Raw genomic sequence first — 1,486 nt, 5'->3', positions numbered from 1 at the left:
CACTGAGGAGAAATCAGAATATTTTTATTAGTCATAATCTACTAAATTAAATCAAGTTTTCTTCTTCTAATAATACAGTTGTTTTTATTATTTTCTGTTCCCTATTCCCCGATCATGAGGTTTGGGTAATTGAGGTGGTTTACTAAGCACTGAGGAGAAATCAGAATATTTTTATTAGTCATAATCTACTAAATTAAATCAAGTTTTCTTCTTCTAATAATACAGTTGTTTTTATTATTTTCTGTTCCCTTTTCCCTCAAACCTAAATTTTTTCACCTCATAACAATGGGAAATGCTGTAAGTATTGATAGTTTGTGGCGATCGCTTGACTGGCATTTTACTGATAAAAACAACTACTGACATGAATAAGATTACCACAACTATTCCTAGAGTTATTTTACTCATTTTTAGATGATTCCAACTTCTATTTTTGATACTATTAATTTTTGACTTTGAATCAAATCTATATTGTTGATTATCATCAAAATCATGCCAAATCAAACTAGATGAAGAATTTAATTTTAAATCAAACTCCTGACCCCAAGTTGCATAATCATCCCTATATCTTTTAATTAGTAATTTAACTCTTTTAATTGATTCAGGATCTAATTCTATTAATTGATGTCTAACTATATCTACGATATAACTTCTCTCTGGCAATTCTTCAGATTCTAGGAGTATGTGTAACCATCCATTTACTGCACTAACTTTTGCATTAATACCTTGAGGATGTAACGTTCCATTTAATAGGGTAGCAATGGATTTAGAATTTCCTTGTTTAGCAAGTTCGATAAATCTATATTCAACCATAATTAATTACCTTTGAATAATAAATAGCAAATATTTGTTTTTATGTTTTTCTTTTAGTTTAATAACCCACCGTCTACAGGGTAGGGTGTTTACCAAATAATTAAGGTTTAAAGCCTCTCCTTTAAAGGAGAAAAAAGCGGTTGAGGGATGGCGTTTTGCTCCGCAACATATAAAGTGGAGCGGCTCTGTCAAGAGCAGGTCTCCTCGCCATATCCATGAGACCAAGAGAAGAAAAAATTTTCCTTTTAGTCAATCCTATCCGTTTTCAAGGAGATGTATTTGTTAATTATTAATTATTAATTGTTGAAAATTGCTTGGGGTTTGAGTGCCCACCCACTTTCTCTAATTTCATTCCTCCTTCTTTATTCCTTCTTCAACTACTTTTTCATTTGGTTAGGGTTATACCAATTCCCACGCATTAACGCTATACTTGGACACAACTTCAGTTATTAAGTAATCAACACAGCTAGAATAACTTTTTTGCTAATTAGCAGCTAAGTTTAATGTTAATTATTCTGATTTTCACTTCCCCTCCTGGGAGTAGGGTCAATTTATTGTCACCAGAGAAAAAAGGAGGGGGGTGGGAAGTGTGGGGAGTGTGGGGAGTGTGGGGAGTGTGGGGAGTGTGGGGAGTGTGGGGAGTGTGGGGAGTGTGGGGAGTGTGGGGAGTGTGGGG

General features: G+C 34.2%; 1 protein-coding gene. It reads right to left on the bottom strand.

What is annotated here, in order from left to right; all coding sequences use genetic code 11:
* Nucleotides 1-234 precede the first annotated feature (234 nt).
* Nucleotides 235-810: a hypothetical protein gene (locus F6K23_RS36365; protein ID WP_293165466.1), complete on the bottom strand. Its 576-nt coding sequence runs from the start codon at nt 808-810 to the stop codon at nt 235-237.
* Nucleotides 811-1,486 lie beyond the last annotated feature (676 nt).

It is taken from the genome of Okeania sp. SIO2C9 (assembly GCF_010672455.1).
GTDB lineage: Bacteria > Cyanobacteriota > Cyanobacteriia > Cyanobacteriales > Microcoleaceae > Okeania.
The sequence above is the reverse complement of the archived record's forward strand: the minus strand, read 5'-3'. Positions and strand labels throughout refer to the sequence as shown.